The following is a 16,006-nucleotide window of genomic DNA, read 5'->3' on the forward strand; positions in this document are numbered from 1 at the left end:
ACTATGGGCCGACAGGCCCGTTGCTGAAAACTATAGCAAACGGATCGCGGAGGCGTTCGATTGTCCGAGCGACGCTAGAGGTTCTTCACCATGATGGTGCTCATGATGTCGCCCGCATGCTCCAGCTGATCGCAGCAGCGCTCCATGCGGTCAAGGATACGCGACCACACCTCGACGCGCACCGCGTTGTCGTTGTCCTGCGTGTACAGGCGGCGAATGGACTGCACGTACAGCACGTCGGCCTGCTCCTCGTAGTCGTTCACTTCCATGATCAGGCTGTGGAACTTCTTGGACTTCTTGAAGTTGCGGAAATCGCGCATGGCGGTGCACAGGGCGACGGCGCTTTTCTGGATGAGGTGCGCCATGGCCTTCGCATCGTCGTTCATGAAGTGGACATCGTACATGTAGAACCGCTGCAGGATGTCTTCGATGGAGTCGGTGACGTTGTCCATGTTCTGAGCCAGCGCCAGAAGGTCCTCGCGGTCGATCGGGGTCACGAAATCGATCGCGATGTTGCCCATGATCGCGTGGTTGACCTCGTCGCCCTCGTTCTCGATGTCATGGGCGCGCTTCAAAACGGGCTCGAGCTCGGAGGCCGACGTGAAGTTCTCGACGGCGTCGATCAGCACATCCGCTTCCTTGCAGGCGATCTCGGCCTGCTTGATGAACGCGTCGAAATAATCGAACTTGCTCTTCTTAGGCATGCTCTCTCCTAGTGAGGGGCTAAAACAGCGTGACCATTTTAGCGTATGCCCTGCCCGTGCACGGCAGCGCCAACGACACCCGTCATTATTTTACGAAAGCTTTGCTTTCCGATCAGACCGTGACGATCCTATCGTCGGCAGAGCCGAATCCCGGCTCGTCGTCCGCGTAGCGGGCGAACACGCGCTGGCGCTCGTCGCCGATGCGCGTGATGCTCCCATGCCCCGGCAAGACGATGGTCTCGTCGCGCAGGACCGCCAGGCGCTTGAGCGACTGCTTCATCTGGCCCAGGTCGCCGCCTTGGAAATCGGTTCGGCCGATGGTCCCGTAGAACAGCGTGTCGCCCGATACCAGCAACGGCGCGCCCTCGGGACGGCACCCGAACCGGGGGTCGATGTAGAGGCACATGCCCCCCGGCGTATGCCCGGGCGTGCCGACGACCTTCCAGGGCATGTCGCCGATCTGGACGATGTCGCCGTGGGACACCTGGTGGTCGACGATGCAGGGCGGCGCCTCGTGGCGCTCCCCGGGAACCGAGCGCGTCCCCTCGATGTAGGGGGCCTCGATGGCCGTGGCGATGGTGATGGCTCCCGTTTTGCGGCGCAGCGCAGACGCGGCGCCCACGTGGTCCCAGTGCCGATGGGTGAGCACGATGGCCGCCAGCTTGCGTTTGCCCAGCTGGCTGATGATCGCATCGGAATCGCACGTGGGATCGACCACGAACGCGGTCTTCCCGTCGTCGATGATGTACACGTTGTTCTCGATCGGGCCCATCACCGAGAATTCGACGTTCAGGCACGCCCCGTCAATCTTGTAACCCATCTCCACCTCGTTTTTCAAACGCTACCGCTTCCCGACGCTCTCGCCGGGCTGCGTACGGCGCGCCTCGAACACGCCGTCGATATCCATCAATCTGATAAGCACGTCGTCCACGTGGCTGACGTCGGACAGCTGGAACAGGAACCTCATCTGGACCAGGCCGTCGCGCTGCGTGGAGGTCGACGAGCTGAGGACGTTGGCGCCCTCCTCCGACAGCACCGACGCCACGTCGCGCAGCAGGTTCATGCGATCGAGCGCCTCGATGTGGACCTCGACCTTGAACGTGGTCGTGGCCGTCGGGCCCTTCTCCCATTCCACCTTGATGATGCGCTCGGGTTCGGTGAGCAGGTCTTTGGCGTTGGGGCAGTCGGCCCGATGGACCGACACGCCGCGCCCGCGCGTGACGAAGCCGATGATCTCGTCCCCGGGCACCGGGTTGCAGCAACGCGACAGGCGCACCAGCATGTCCGAGCTGCCCTCGACCACCACGCCGTTCGAGATATGGCGGGTCACCTTGGGCTGCTTCACGTTGGTGAGCATCGGCGGCATCTTGCCCGTCATCATGGCCTTCGACACCGCGCTCGACGCGCGCCCCTCGTCCGGATCGCCCTTCATCTCGCGCAGCAGGCGGTTCGCCACCGCCAGCACCGACTCCTTGCCGCCGCCCAGCGCGACCAGCATGTCCTCGGAGTCCTTGTAGCCCATCTGCCGCGCGACCGCCTTCAGCGCGCGCTGGGCCTGCGAGTTCGAAATGCCCAGGCCGTGCTTGCGCATCTCGTGCTGCAGCCGGTCGTGGCCCTCGGCCAAATCGTCACCGCGCGTCGCCTTGGCGAAGTAGTTGCGGATCTTCGAGCGGGCCGAAGGCGTGCGCACGATATCCAGCCAGCCGCGCGAGGGCGTGGCGCTCTTCTGCGTGAGGATCTCGACGCGGTCGCCCATCTTCAGCTGGTAGGACAGCGGCACGATCGACCCGTTCACCTTGGCCCCCACGCAGCGGTTGCCCACCTCGGTATGGATCGCGTACGCGAAATCGACCGGCGTCGATCCTACGCGAAGGCTTTTGACCTCGCCTTTCGGAGTGAACACGAACACTTCCGCGTCGTCGAGGTCGACTTTGAGGTCCTTCAGGAACTCGCGCGAGTCCTGCGTTTCGTCCCCCCAGTCGATCATCTGGCGCAGCCATGCCAGCTGCTGGTCGAACGACGCCTCGCGGCGGCTCTTGCCGCCGTGCTCCTTGTACAGCCAGTGCGCCGCCACGCCGTACTCGCTCGTGCGGTTCATCTCCTCGGTGCGGATCTGCACTTCGAGCGGGCGCGCCGCGGGACCGATGACCGTGGTGTGGAGGCTTTGGTACATGTTGAACTTCGGCATGGCCACGTAGTCTTTGAACCGGCCGGGCATGGGGTGCCACAGGGTATGGACCGCGCCCAAGGCCGAGTAGCAGTCCTTCACCGTCTCGACCACCACGCGCACCGCGATGAGGTCGAAGATCTCGGAGAAGTCCTTGTCTTTGTTCTTCATCTTGGAATAGATGGAGTACAGATGCTTGGGACGGCCGTAGAGATGCGCCTTTATGCCCACCTTGTCCAGCTCGTTGCGCAGGATGTCGATGACCTGCTGCAGATACTGCTCGCGGTCGTCGCGCGTTTCCTTGATCATGCGCGAGATCTGCCGGTAACGGACCGGTTCGAGGTAGTAGAAGGCGAGGTCTTCGAGCTCCCATTTGATCGAGCCGATGCCCAGCCTGTGCGCGATGGGGGCGTAGATCTCGAGGGTCTCGCGCGCCTTGAAGATGCGCCTGTCCTCGCGCAAAGACGACAGCGTGCGCATGTTGTGCAGCCGGTCGGCCAGCTTGATGACGATGACGCGGATGTCTTTGTTCATGGCCACGAGCATCTTGCGGATGGTGGCCGCCTGCTCGTCGGTGAGGCTTTCGACCTCGATCCGCGTGATCTTCGTGACGCCCTGCACCAGGTCGGCCACCTCCGTGCCGAACTCGCGCTGGACGTCGTCGTAGGTCGCCGACGTGTCCTCGATGGTGTCGTGGAGAAGGGCCGCGCACAGCGTTTCGGCATCCATGCGCAGGCTGGTGAGGATGAGCGCCACCTCGATCGGGTGCAAGACGAACGGCTCGCCGCTTTTGCGCCGCTGCCCTTTGTGGTGGGAGCGGGCATACGAGAAGGCGCGCCTCATCATATCCCGATCGGACTCGGGAAGATACGGTTCGGTCTTCTCAAGCAGCTCTTCGAAGCGCTCTTCGACCAAGGCGAGTTCCTCGTCGCTGCATGCCATGGCGCACACCTCCCCTCATCCGCGTCGAGTTTCCGCTGCCCTTCATTCTACGCTAACGCGCGCGTCAGCCGGCCGCGCATCCTCCCCGTTTGCGAAAGCGCACTCCGCACTTGCGCATGGCGGCAGGATGGGCCTGGTGACGCGCTCCTGGAACGCCGACAGGGGCTCGGACAGCACCGCGTCGCGGTACACCGCGAACACGGCGCGCTCGCCCATGCCCTCCCGGTACCGCACGCTCTCGGTGAGCTCGACTTTGTCGGGGCCGGCCGACAGGCGCACCCAGCGCGTCTCCTCGCCCGCCGCGTAAACGCTGTGGGCCTCGAGAAGACCCAGCTCGCGGAAGACCGCGAGCGCGCATTCGGCGGTGGCCACGGTGATGCTCGCCCGGTCGGTCGAGGCATCCTGGGCGATTTTGGCGGGAGTGGTGGAAAACGAGGCGTCCCCCGCCTGCTCCTGGCACCCCTTGAGATAGCGGTACACCTGAACCATGCGGTCCCGATCGGGCGTCATGCCCGACAGCACCGCTTCGTTGGCGAACGCGTCGGTGCGCCCGAACAGCAGATGGACGCCCGCAGGGCGCCCATCGCGCCCGGCTCGGCCGCTCATCTGGTTGAACTCGATCTCGTTGTAGGGCATGTTGTACAGCGCGACGTTGCGGATGTCGGGGATGTTCACCCCTTCGCCGAACGCCGAGGTCGCCACCAGCACGCTGAGCGAGCCGGTGCGGAACATCTCCTCGATGCGGGCGCGCTCGTCGCGCGACAGGCCGGCGTTGTAGAAGCCGATGAGCAGCGCGATCTGGGGGACGCGGCGGCGCAGTTCGCGGGCGACCGACACCGATTGCTCGCGCGTCGTGACGTACACGACGGTCTTCTCCCCGCCAGCGATGAGGTTGGCCAGGTAGTCGTCGCGATCGCGCGTGTTGCGCCGATCGTGCACCGTCAGGTTCGGCCGCTCGGCGCCGTCGAACACGAAGGCGTCGAGGGGAAGCGTCGAGGCGATCTGGCGCGCAACGTCTCCGTTCGCCGTAGCCGTGAGCGCCAGAACGCGCGGCGTTCCCAGCCGCTCGATGGCGCGTCCCATGCCGGCGTACGCAGGGCGCTGGCCGGCCTTCGCCATGCCCACATGATGGGCCTCGTCCACCACCACGAGGCCGATGCGGCCCGATGCGGCCAGCTCGTCTGCGTGGTAGTCGAAGAATTCGGGCGTGGTCAAAACGATGTCGCACGTCCCCTCGGACAGGGAGCGGTAGATCGAGCGGCGCTCTTCGGGGGTGCTTTCCCCCGTGAGCACGCTGATGGATATGCCGAAGGGGGCGAGCGCCCGGTTCAAATGGAACGCCTGGTCGGCGATGAGGGCGCGCAGCGGGTACACGAACAGGCTGGCTGTGCGGTCGCGCAGGGCCGTCATGGCGGCGTGCACGTGGAAGATGAGCGATTTACCGCGCCCGGTCGCCATGACGGCCAGGACCGACCTTCCCTCTTCGAGGTAGTCCAGCGTCTGGCGCTGGGAGCGGTGCATCTCGGCCGACCCGATGAGCGCGCGCACGATATCGGCCTCGAGCCGGTCGGGCTCGGTTTGGGCGCGGCGCTCCCATACCTCCCGGTTGCGGGCCCGGTCGGCCTCGTAGGCGTCGACGTCTTCGGGGCTTTCGGGAACCGACGCGCACAGCTCCTCGTCGGACGTCGCGTACAGATCGGCCACGAAGCGCAGGTTGTTCGGATCGAGGCAGGCCTCCAGGGCGCAGCAGGTCTGCGCGGGGGCGAGCGACTTCAGCATGGCCTTCACCGAACGGCGGCCGCGCCATTCGTCTACCTGCACCTCGAATGCGGCAGTCACCACCGCATCGGTGTGGAGGAGCGTCTCGATGTCGGTGGCGTGGAACATGATGCCCGAGGTCTTCCCCGTCCCGTCCGACAGCGTGCACGAGAAATGGTTCTTCTCGGCGCCCACCGCGCGGCGGTTTCCCATCACGACGTCGCGCGCCATGAACACGGGCACCTTGTTCTCCTGCCCGAACGGCGCGAGGCGCTCGAGCGCTTCGACGTTGTCCAAGGTGAACTCTTCCATCGACACGGCCGCATCGACCGCGATGAGCGGATGGAACATGTCCTCGGGCAGCTCGTCCATGTACGCGCACAGATGGGCGGTGAACTCGTCGAGCCTGTCGGCCGGCAGCGTGACGCCGACGGCCGCCTCGTGCCCGCCGAAGCGCGTGAGCATCCCCTCGGCGCTTTCCACCGCCTTGAACAGGTTGACCTGCCCCACCGTGCGCCCCGACCCGCGGGCCTCGCCGTTTTCGACCGTGAACAGCAGGCAGGGCACGCCGTAGTTGTGGGCGAGGCGGCTGGCCACGATGCCCTTGACGCCCTCGTGCCAGCCCTCTCCCGACACGACCAGCGCGCGCTGGCCGGCGTACACCTCCGCCGCCTTCACGCGGGCCACCTCGGACAGCTCGGCCTCGATGGCGCGGCGCTTGTCGTTGACCGCTTCGAGCTGGGCCGCCAGACGGCACGCCTCGTCGAAGTCGTCGGACAGCAGAAGGTCGAGCGCGACCTGGGCATCCCCCATACGTCCCGCCGCGTTCAGCCGAGGGATGAGCGAGAAGCTGATGTTGGTGGAGGTCACCGGCTTGCCGGCGGCTCCCGCCTGGCCCAGAAGCGCGGCGATGCAGGGCCGCGCGGATCCGTTGATGCGGGAAAGCCCGTCGCTGACCAGCGCCCGGTTCTCGCCGCGCATGGGCATGAGGTCGGCCACCGTGCCCAGCGTCGCCAGATCGGTGTAGGAGCGCCACAGGTTGGGGTACCCGAACCTTCCCCCCAGCGCCTGGATCAGCTTCAGCGCCACGCCGACGCCTGCGAGGATGCCGCTTTCGCATGCGGGATCGGTCTTGGGATCGACCAGCGCCACACCTTCGGGAACCAGGTCCGCCGGCTCGTGGTGGTCGGTGACCACCACGTCGACCCCGTCGGCGACGATCGCGGCCACCTCGTTGCGGCACGAGATGCCGCAATCCACCGTCACCACCAGCTCGGGTTCGAATTCCCTCATCCGCTCGTAGGAGGCGGGCGTGATGCCGTACCCTTCTTCGAAGCGGCGCGGCACGAACGGAACGACCTGACCCCCCAGTGCGCGCAGGCCGCGGGTCATCACGGTGGTGGCCGAAATGCCGTCCACGTCGAAATCACCGAAAACGACGATGCGGCGATGCTCGCGCAGGGCCGACTCGATCGCGTCGACGGCGCCTTTCATGCCGGGAATCGAATAGGGATCGAGCCAATCCCGGTCAAGCGAAGGGGATAAGAAGCGCTCCACCTGGTCGGGCTCGCGGATACCGCGGGCGACCAGGGTTGCGGCGATGAATCGGGGAAGCTCGAAGCGCTCCTCTATCTGGGAGACGGCCCGGCTGTCCGCCACGCTGAGATTGAACTGTGCGGGCATGATGCGAAAACCTCACGTGCGATGTCGAATGTTTCGCTACCCATTTTCCCACACAAGCGCAGCGCCATCGCCCACGAACGGAAGACGGATACCAAACGAACGCGAAACCGAACGGGCCCGGATGCGCACGCGACGCAGACGCGAAGAGGTCCCGCGGGCGCACGGCGAAAAGCCCCGCGATCGAAAGCCGCGCGACGAGGGGACTTACCGGCGCTCGACCAGGTCGTAAACCGAGGGGATCGGGGACGGTTCCAGGTCGGCCAGCTGGGCCAGCGTCACGCCATCGACGTAGTCCTCGATCACGCGGTCGAGCCCCGTCCAGAACGCCACCGTCGAGCACACGCTTTCCCTCGGGCACGCATCGGCCAGGCCCGCGCAGTTCACCGGGGCGGTCGAGCCCTCGGAAACGCGCAGGATGTCCCCCGCGCTGATCTCGGAAGGGTCCTTCCCCAAAAGATAGCCGCCGCCATAGCCGCGGACGCTCACCAAAAGCCCCGCCTTCACCATGGAGTGCGCCAGCTGCTCGAGGTATTTCAGCGAAATGCTCTCGGCCTCGGCGACGCGTCGCAGGGCGATCTTCTCGCCCTGACCGCGCGCGATGAAGATCATCAGGCGCATGGCATACTGCCCTTTGGTTGTAACGAGCATGCGCTCACACCCCCGTCTCGGCACTGCGGAAGGCCGGCCCGGCGCTGCGGGCGGCTCTCGTCATCGAATTCACGGGCATTTTAACGCCCGATAAACTAATTCTAGGAAACAAGTAGGAAAAGACTTGACTGTTTCCCGATTCATCCTATCTTAATCCTAGCAAACTAATGGACTTAGTTTAAGGACGATACATGACGAGAGAATCACTGCTCAGCATTCGGGGGCTGTCCGCCGCCGTCGAGGACAAGCCCATCCTCCGCGAAGTCGACCTCGAGGTCGCGCAAGGCGAGGTCCACGTCCTCATGGGACCCAACGGCGCCGGCAAGACCACCCTCGGCCACATCGCCATGGGCGACCCCGCCTACGAGGTCACCGGGGGCTCCATCGTCTTCGACGGCCAGGACATCACCGAGCTTCCCACCGACAAGCGCTCGCATGCGGGCCTGTTCCTCAGCTTCCAGGCCCCCGTCGAGATCCCGGGCGTGCCCCTGTCCAGCTTCCTGCGCGCCACCATCGAAGGCCGGCCCGGCATGGAGATGAAGAACAAGGAGTTCCGCCGCCGCATCAGGCAGCTGGCCGACGAGCTGAGCATGGATCCCTCCTACCTCGACCGCGAACTGGGTGTGGGCTTCTCGGGCGGAGAGAAGAAGAAGGTCGAGATGCTGCAGCTGCTGCTGTTGCAGCCCAAGCTGGCCATCCTGGACGAAACCGACTCGGGACTCGACGTGGACGCGCTGTCGGTGGTCTCCAAGGGCATGGAGTCCTACCGCAGGAACTGCGACGGGACCCTGCTCATCATCACGCATAACACGCGCATCCTCGAGCACCTCGACGTCGATCGCGTGCACGTCATGGTGCGCGGGAAGGTCGTCGCCGAGGGCGATTCGTCCCTCATCGACGACATCGACCGCAACGGGTTCGAGCAGTTCGGCCATATCGCCGAAGAGGCCGAGTAGGCGGTCGTCGTGGAGAAGAAGAGAGCCGAAGTCGCCGACATCGATCGCAGCCTGTACGATTTCCGCTACGACGATTCCGACCAGGAGAAGCTCGACGGCCTCACCGAAGAGGTCGTGCGCGAGATCTCCGAGAAGAAAAACGAGCCCGCATGGATGCTCGAGCACCGTCTGAAGTCGCTCGAGATCTACCGGGCCATGCCCATCTCCGATTGGGGCCCTTCCATCGAAGGCCTCGACACCGACCACATCGTCACCTACGTGAAGCCCAACACCGAGCAGCAAAGCGATTGGGACAGCGTTCCCGACGAGATCAAGGACACCTTCGAGCGCCTGGGAATCCCCCAGGCCGAGCGCTCCTACCTCGCCGGCGTGGGCGCCCAGTACGACTCCGAGCTGGTGTACCACTCCATGCAGGAGAGCGCCGCCAAGATGGGCATCGTGTACTCGGGCATCGAAGAGGCGCTCGAGGGAGAATACGCCGAGCTCATCCGCGAGAAGTTCATGACGCTCATCCGTCCCGACGACCACAAGTTCGCGGCGCTGCACGGCGCGGTGTGGTCGGGCGGCTCGTTCGTGTACGTCCCCAAAGGCGTGCGCCTCGACTACCCCCTGCAAAGCTACTTCCGCCTGAACGCGAAGGGCGCGGGCCAGTTCGAGCACACGCTCATCATCGTGGAAGACGACGCCGACCTGCACTTCATCGAGGGCTGCTCGGCGCCCAAGTACAACGTCGCGAACCTGCATGCGGGCGCCGTCGAGCTGTTCGTGGGCAAGCGCGCCCATCTGCGCTACTCGACCATCGAGAACTGGTCGAAGAACATGTACAACCTCAACACCAAGCGCTCCATCTGCGACGAAGAGGGCGAGATCGAGTGGATCAGCGGCTCGTTCGGCAGCCACGTGGGCTACCTCTACCCCATGTCGATCCTCGCCGGGCGCAAGAGCAAGTCCAGCTTCACGGGCATCACCTTCGCAGGGAAGGGCCAGAACCTCGACACGGGGTGCAAGGTGGTCCTCGCCGCTCCCGAGACCAGCGCGTCGGTCGAGACCAAGGGCATCTCGAAGGGCGGCGGCGTGCAGACGTTCCGCAGCTCCGTGGTCGCAACCCCCAACGCCGAGGGCTCGCGCGCGAGCATCTCGTGCGCCTCGCTCATGCTCGACGACATCAGCCGCTCGGACACCATCCCCGCGATGGACATCCGCTGCAAAAACGTCGATGTCGGGCACGAGGCCACCATCGGGCGCATCGGCGACGACAAGCTGTTCTACCTCATGAGCCGCGGAGTTTCCGAAGAAGAGGCCCGCACCATGATCGTGAACGGGTTCGCCGAGCCCATCTCCAAGGAACTGCCGCTGGAATACGCCGTGGAGATGAACAACCTCATCAAGCTCGAGATGGAAGGGGCGATCGGGTAATGGACGCCTACGTCTTGGAACAGCTCAACGCGATGCCCGCTCCCACGTGGCACCGCCTGAAGATGAACAGCACCGACGTCGAAGTCCCGGGCAACCTCGAGGCCGTCAGCGACATCGTGCTCGAAGCCGCACCCGAGGCCTTCGGCGAGGCCGGCGCGTTCGAGCGCGCCATGGATGCCGCCCAGGAAGCCTGGCTGGCCGCCCATCCCGTCGCCGAACGGGCTCCCGCGGCCGAAGGGGGCTTCGACAGCCTGGCCCTGTCCGCCTACCAGGCCCGCGCGGCCGCCCTCGAAGACGCGCGCGACATCCGCGCGGCATTCGAGACCGGCATGGGCGAAGCGGGCGCGAAGTTCCTCAACACCGTGGCCGGCGACCCCGTCGTCATCGCCTCTGCGCCCAACGCCGAAACGAGCGCGACCCTGCGCCTTTCGGGTGTCGACGGCGCGGTCAATGCCTGCGCCCTCGACATCGTCGCCGCCGAGAACTCCGTCGTGAACCTCGTCGTATCGGTCGACTCCCCCGTCCGGGGATCGGGCTTCGTCGGCACCGAGCTGCGCGTGTTCGCGCACAAAGGCTCGCAGGTCAACATCGTGCGCACCCAGACGCTCGATGCCGATTGGACCGACCTTGACGATATGGGCCTGTTCGCCGACGCCGACGCCCGCATATCCATCCGCGAAACCGTCCTGGGGGCGGCGAAGGCCTACGGCGGTATCGGGGGCGATCTGCGCGGAGACGCTTCGTCGATCGACATCGACCTGCGCTATCTGGGGCACGGCGACCTCGAGCGAGACTTCAACTACTCCCTTCGCCACCACGGCCTCAAAACCGAGTGCACCATCAAGGCCAACGGCGTGCTGGCCGGTTCCAGCAAGAAGGTCCTGCGCGGCACCATCGACCTCGTCCGCGGATGCAAGGGGTCGGCGGGGCAGGAAAACGAAACCGTGCTGCTGGTAGACGACGGCGTGACCAACCTCACCGTTCCCGTCATCCTGTGCAACGAAGACGACGTGTCGGGCAACCACGGCGCAACCATCGGGCATGTGCGCGACGAGCAGATGCTCTACCTTGCCTGCCGCGGGCTCTCGCGCGAAGCCGCCGAGAAGATGTTCGTGCGCGCCATCATGGAGCAGGCCGCCCTCGAAGCGCCCGACGACGCCACCTACCGCAGCGTCCTGCGCCTGGGGGATGCGGTTGTGGGCAACTTCTCCGCCCGCCTCGACAAGGACGGTGAGTAGGATGGCCGTCGATATCGCCTCGAACCCCTACAAGCGGGACTTCCCGCTGCTGGCGAACAACCCGCAGCTCAAATTCCTCGACAGCGCCGCCACGGCCCAGCGCCCGGCGTGCGTGCTGGATGCCCAGCGCGTGTTCTACGAGACCATGAACGCGAACCCCCTGCGCGGCCTGTACGGCCTGTCCGTGAAGGCGACGATGGCCATCGAGGATGCGCGCAGGCACGTTGCCTCGTTCATCGGCGCGCCCGATCACCGCGATATCGTGTTCGGCCGCAACGCAAGCGAGATGCTGAACCTCGTGGCGCTGTCGTACGGCCCCACCGCCGTCGGCGAGGGCGACGAGATCTGCATCACCATCATGGAGCACCACTCCAACCTCATCCCCTGGCAGCAGGTCTGCCGCGCGACCGGGGCGAAGCTGGTGTTCATGCGCCCGAACGAGGACGGCGTCATCACCGAGAACGAGATGCGCACTAAGATCGGAGCGCGCACCCGCATCGTGTCGGCCGTGCACGTCTCCAACGTCTTGGGCGTGGAAAACGACGTGAAGCTCATGGCCTCCATCGCGCACGAGAACGGCGCGGTCATGGTGGTCGACGGGGCTCAGTCGGTCCCCCATCTGCGCGTCGATGTGCAGGATCTCGACTGCGACTTCTTCGTGTTCTCGGCCCACAAGCTGTTCGGCCCCATGGGCATCGGAGTTTTATGGGGCAGACACGACCTGCTCGACGCCATGCCGCCCTTCCTCACCGGCGGCGAGATGATCGACAACGTAACCGAATCCGGCGCCACCTGGGCCCAGGTTCCCGAGAAGTTCGAGGCGGGCACTCAGGATGCCGCGGGCATGTACGCGCTCGATGCGGCGATCTCCTACGTCGAGAGCATCGGATTGGACGCCATCCGCGAACGCGAGGACGCCCTGGTGGCTTACGCGATGCAGCGCATGGGAGAGCTTCCCTTCATCGAGATCATCGGATCGGGGGATCCGCGCTTGCACCACGGCGTGATCAGCTTCAACGTGAAGGGCATCCACCCCCACGACGTTTCGAGCGTGCTCGATATCGACGATGTGGCCATACGCGCGGGGCACCACTGCGCCCAACCGCTGCTGGCCTGGCTGGGCGTCGAGTCCAGCTGCCGCGCATCGGTTGCGTTCTACAACGACTCTTCCGACATCGACGCGATGATCGAAGGGCTCGAAAAGGTTTGGAGCATGTTCAATGGGGAATAACATCTACACCGCGGCGCTCATGGAGCACAACGCGCATCCCGACTACAAGTACGACATGGAAAACGCCACCTACGAGCACGAGGGCATCAACCCCAGCTGCGGCGACGAGATGGTGCTCAAGCTGCGCGTCGAGAACGGGATCATCGAGGAAGCGGCGTTCACCGGGCACGGATGCGCGGTGTCGCAGGCTTCCGCCGACATCATGGCCGATCTCATCACGGGCGAGACGGTCGAGGAGGCAAAGCGCCTCTCCAGCCTGTTCGTCGGCATGATCCAGGGCAAAGAGCTCACCGATCAGGAAAAAGAGGACCTCGACGAGGCCTACGAGCTGGAAACCATCGGGCGCATGCCCGCGCGCGTGAAGTGCGCCGAGCTGGCTTGGCGCACCCTCGACGGCATCCTGGAGGAAAACGGGCTGTAACGCCCGATCCGCCCATGCCCCGATAGCGAAGGGGGAGCCCGGAAACCTCCGAACTCCCCCTGAAATCCCACTATGCGACCGGCTTCGACCCCGGTTCGACGGCTGCGAGGTACTGTTCTTCCGAAACGGGTTCGAGCCACTCGTTCATCGTCAGACCACCTTACTCGCTTTCGACCGGGATCTCGCGCACGTCTTCGGGCGACAGCTTCTTGTACCCGCCGTCCAGAAGGAACGTCGCTTTAACCACGTCGTCGTACTGATCGGGTTCGAGGCCCAGATCGCGCACATGGCGCACCACCCCGATCTCGTCCATCCACGCCTCCATGGCCGCAAGCCCCTCGCGGGCCACCTGCTCGTCGGTCTTCCCCTCGGAGCGCACGCCCCACACCTCGGTCGCGAATCGGACGAACTTCCCCATGCCGTAGGGCATGATGCGGCGATAGTAGGCCGGAGCGACCGCCGACAGGGTCATGCCGTGCGTGGCGTCGGTGACCGCGCCGATGGCCTGCCCGATCATATGGACCTCCCAGTCGCCGGCCTTTCCCTTGCCTACGAACGTGTTCAGAGCCCAGGTGCTGATCCAGCTGATATCGGAGCGCGCCCCGTAATCCCTCGGATCGGCCACGGCGATGCGCGCTGCCTTCACGAGGTTCTTCATCAGGGCCTCGGACACGTAGTCGGACGTGTTGTCGTCCTGCCCCGAGAAGTACTGCTCCTGGATATGGTTGAACGCGTCGAAGATGCCGGCCCTCATCTGGTAATCGGGCACGGTGAACGTGAGCTCGGGATTGATGATGGAAAACTTCGGAATCGCCTCGGGGCCGAACACGTGGCCGATCTTCAACCCCAGTTCGGGATTGGTGATGACGCTTCCGCCGTTCATCTCGCTTCCCGTGCCGGACATGGTGAGGATGCTCCCCACGGGAATGATCTCGTTATCGGGGCGCTCCATGCGGAAGTAGTACTTGTCCCAGGGGTCCTCGTCGCAGTGGGCCGAAACCGACACGCCCTTGGCGTAATCGATGACCGAGCCCCCGCCCACGGCCAGCAGCAGGTCCGCATCAGCCTCGCGGGCGATGCACGCTCCCTCGCGCAGCTTGTCGGCGGTGGGGTTCGACATGACGCCGCCGTCTTCGACCACGTTTTTCCCCGCGGCCTTCAGCATCCCCATGACCTGGTCGTACAGACCCGATCGCTTGATGGAGCCGCCGCCGTATATGAGCACGACGTTGTCCCCGTATTCGGAGAGCTCGTCGGCCAGCTTTTCGACGGCGTTGGGTCCGAAGTGGACGCGGCAGGGGTTATGGTAGGTGAAATCTCCCAGCATGGATGGTTCCTTTCTCGGTCGGCCGCAAGCGCATCGGCGAAAAGCCGTCGGCAAAAGCGGCGTTTCAGATGAAGAGAGCGTACGGGGGCCTACGAACGCGACGGGGGTTCGGACGCACCGGAGCGCCAGTCCAAGACCCCGGTTGCCACGGCGTCTTCGTACCGGGCGATCTTGTACTCGATCTTCTCGAGGGCGGCATCGTAGCGCGCCCGTTCGGCAAGCATCTCGTTGCGGGCCTCCACAAGCAGGTCGAGCCGCGCCTGCAGCGTATCGCCGCCCTGCCTGAACAGGCGCACGTACTCGGCGAGGGCATCGACGGACAGCCCGGCGCTCCGAAAGCAGACCGCCGTTTCCACCCAGCCCAGATCCTCTTCGCTGAAGTCCCGAACCCCGCCGGCCGTGCGGCGCACGCGCGGTATGGCCCCGACGCGCTCGTAATAGCGCAGGGTGTCGGGGCTGACCCCGAACCTCTCTGCGGTTTCCTTGATGTTCACGTCGCGCCTCCTCTCTCTCGAAACGCATTATGGGACTTGGAGCTGACTCTAAGTCAAGTAGCGACACGAAAACCCGCCCTTGAAGCAACCGGGCTTGCCGGGTTCCCCGAAGGCGGCGATGACCTGCAAGGAAGCCTTGCGGTAACGGAGCACGGGGCCGACGCGCGCCTAAGCGCTCACGTGAAGAATCAGTGGATAAACAACGAAGGGCCCCGGAAATCCGGAGCCCTTCGCCACGTGAAAGGAACTTAAGCGGCCGCGCGCCTGACTGCAGCCAACAGCGCGGCGGCGACGCCCAGAAGATGCTCGTAGTAACCTCCGGGAGCGGATGCGGAAACGGCCCGCCGGAACCCGTCGATCCAGCCTCCCGGATGCGCATCGATGAAATCGGCGATCTGAGCGGGGTCCACGCGCTCCCCTTCCGCCATCCTTTCCAAAAGCACCGAAAGGTACAGAAGCTCGATGCCCATATGGTCTTCGTACTGGTTGTTCTGGTTTTCCAGCTGCAAGCCGGCAGCGCTTAAGACCTCGCGCATCTCGTAGGTGGCGGCCCCGAACCCGACGTTGGTCCCCTCTGCCCGGTACATGGTTTCCCAGGGGGCCGCCGCGGGCTTCGGGGGACCGATGAACAGGCGCGCGTACTCGACCGACGCATCGGTGACCGGATCGATGTCGCACGAGTCGGCCAGCTCCCGCACGAATGCCGCAAGAGCCGACGCCGCCTGCCGCACCTCGGCGTCGCCGAAGTCGGGGAATTCTTCCCAGAAACCCTCCTCGATCGCCCACGATCCTTCCTGGGTAGGAGGTTTCATCAGGGAATTCCCCAAAAAAGCGAACACCTCGCCCAGTCCCGCCGCCTGCTCTTCGATAACGATGCCCATCGACCCTCCGCTTTTCCGAAAACGGTCGGCCCCGCAGGGGAGGCCGACCGCAGCCCTCTTCTTCGCTGTCAGGATACCGCACTTCGATGCGCAGGCGGTTTTCGTCAGAAAGACGATGCCGATGCGCAGGATCGCGGTAC

13 protein-coding genes are annotated in these 16,006 nt (G+C 64.9%); 5 read left to right on the forward strand and 8 right to left on the reverse strand.

The window, feature by feature from the left end; all coding sequences use genetic code 11:
• Positions 1-74: 74 nt before the first annotated feature.
• From JI75_RS07195 to JI75_RS07215, 5 genes are all read right to left on the reverse strand, one after another.
• Positions 75-704 (reverse strand): DUF47 domain-containing protein, encoded by a 630-nt coding sequence (locus tag JI75_RS07195; protein ID WP_039689890.1) that lies wholly within the window; start codon positions 702-704, stop codon positions 75-77.
• Between the two features lie 112 nt (positions 705-816).
• Positions 817-1,524, reverse strand: a complete 708-nt coding sequence (locus tag JI75_RS07200) for an MBL fold metallo-hydrolase (RefSeq protein ID WP_052241667.1) — start codon at positions 1,522-1,524, stop codon at positions 817-819.
• 21 nt (positions 1,525-1,545) lie between these two features.
• On the reverse strand, positions 1,546-3,813 hold the full coding sequence (locus JI75_RS07205) for a RelA/SpoT family protein (RefSeq protein ID WP_082019812.1): 2,268 nt from the start codon (positions 3,811-3,813) through the stop codon (positions 1,546-1,548).
• Positions 3,814-3,855: 42 nt separating this feature from the next.
• Positions 3,856-7,254 (reverse strand): single-stranded-DNA-specific exonuclease RecJ, encoded by a 3,399-nt coding sequence (recJ, locus tag JI75_RS07210; RefSeq protein WP_052241668.1) that lies wholly within the window; start codon positions 7,252-7,254, stop codon positions 3,856-3,858.
• A 204-nt stretch (positions 7,255-7,458) separates the two neighbouring features.
• Positions 7,459-7,902, reverse strand: a complete 444-nt coding sequence (locus JI75_RS07215; RefSeq protein WP_039689895.1) for an RrF2 family transcriptional regulator — start codon at positions 7,900-7,902, stop codon at positions 7,459-7,461.
• A 191-nt stretch (positions 7,903-8,093) separates the two neighbouring features.
• On the opposite strand from JI75_RS07215, the gene sufC reads away from it, so the two are divergent.
• The 5 genes from sufC to sufU are packed head-to-tail and all read left to right on the forward strand — an operon-like array spanning position 8,094 to position 13,164.
• Positions 8,094-8,858 carry a Fe-S cluster assembly ATPase SufC gene (gene sufC, locus JI75_RS07220; protein WP_039689898.1) on the forward strand — a complete coding sequence of 255 codons (765 nt, stop codon included), beginning with the start codon at positions 8,094-8,096 and terminating at the stop codon, positions 8,856-8,858.
• Between the two features lie 9 nt (positions 8,859-8,867).
• Positions 8,868-10,274 (forward strand): Fe-S cluster assembly protein SufB, encoded by a 1,407-nt coding sequence (gene sufB, locus JI75_RS07225; protein WP_039689900.1) that lies wholly within the window; start codon positions 8,868-8,870, stop codon positions 10,272-10,274.
• Positions 10,274-11,512 carry a SufB/SufD family protein gene (locus JI75_RS07230; RefSeq protein ID WP_039689901.1) on the forward strand — a complete coding sequence of 413 codons (1,239 nt, stop codon included), beginning with the start codon at positions 10,274-10,276 and terminating at the stop codon, positions 11,510-11,512. Before sufB ends, JI75_RS07230 begins: the two co-directional genes overlap by 1 nt.
• Before the next feature lies 1 nt (position 11,513).
• Positions 11,514-12,743, forward strand: a complete 1,230-nt coding sequence (locus tag JI75_RS07235; RefSeq protein WP_039689902.1) for a SufS family cysteine desulfurase — start codon at positions 11,514-11,516, stop codon at positions 12,741-12,743.
• Positions 12,733-13,164 carry a Fe-S cluster assembly sulfur transfer protein SufU gene (sufU, locus tag JI75_RS07240; RefSeq protein WP_039689905.1) on the forward strand — a complete coding sequence of 144 codons (432 nt, stop codon included), beginning with the start codon at positions 12,733-12,735 and terminating at the stop codon, positions 13,162-13,164. Before JI75_RS07235 ends, sufU begins: the two co-directional genes overlap by 11 nt.
• 160 nt (positions 13,165-13,324) lie before the next feature.
• Here the strand turns inward: sufU and JI75_RS07245 are convergent, their stop codons facing one another.
• The 3 genes from JI75_RS07245 to JI75_RS07255 all read right to left on the reverse strand — a co-directional run bounded on the left by JI75_RS07245 (position 13,325) and on the right by JI75_RS07255 (position 15,866).
• The gene (locus JI75_RS07245) at positions 13,325-14,491 is read right to left on the reverse strand and encodes an iron-containing alcohol dehydrogenase (RefSeq protein ID WP_039689906.1); all 1,167 of its coding nucleotides are present in this window, start codon (positions 14,489-14,491) and stop codon (positions 13,325-13,327) included.
• Positions 14,492-14,580: 89 nt separating this feature from the next.
• Complete coding sequence (locus JI75_RS07250; RefSeq protein ID WP_039689909.1) at positions 14,581-14,985, reverse strand: MerR family transcriptional regulator; 405 nt, start codon at positions 14,983-14,985, stop codon at positions 14,581-14,583.
• A gap of 248 nt (positions 14,986-15,233) precedes the next feature.
• Positions 15,234-15,866 carry a TorD/DmsD family molecular chaperone gene (locus JI75_RS07255; protein WP_039689910.1) on the reverse strand — a complete coding sequence of 211 codons (633 nt, stop codon included), beginning with the start codon at positions 15,864-15,866 and terminating at the stop codon, positions 15,234-15,236.
• Between the last annotated feature and the right edge of the window lie 140 nt (positions 15,867-16,006).

Source organism: Berryella intestinalis (assembly GCF_000814825.1).
GTDB classification, from domain to species: domain Bacteria; phylum Actinomycetota; class Coriobacteriia; order Coriobacteriales; family Eggerthellaceae; genus Berryella; species Berryella intestinalis.